The sequence below is a fragment of the Clostridioides sp. ZZV14-6345 genome (genome assembly GCF_020657775.1).
Lineage (GTDB): Bacteria > Bacillota > Clostridia > Peptostreptococcales > Peptostreptococcaceae > Clostridioides > Clostridioides difficile_D.
The window spans coordinates 1-262 of the sequence record NZ_JAGWCX010000256.1 but is presented as its reverse complement, the minus strand read 5'-3'; the positions used below and the strand labels follow the sequence as shown (position 1 = coordinate 262).

Genomic DNA, 262 nt, shown 5'->3' with positions numbered 1-262 from the left:
AGCAGTAACTGGATGGCAAACTATTGATGGTAAAAAATATTACTTTAATCCGAATAATGCTACTGCTACAACTCATCTATATACTATTAATAATGACAAGTATTATTTTAGCCATGATGGAGTTCTTCAAAATGGATATATTACGATTGAAAGAAATAATTTCTATTTTGATGTTAATAACAATTCTAAAATGGTAACAGGAGTATTTAAAGGACCTAATGGATTTGAGTATTTTGCACCTGCTAATACTTATAATAATAAC

The 262-nt window shown here is 27.5% G+C and carries 1 pseudogene; it reads left to right on the top strand.

Features of this window, described 5'->3' with window-relative positions:
* A pseudogene (locus tag KGF39_RS19700) lies at positions 1-262 on the top strand (cell wall-binding protein); the annotation flags it as partial.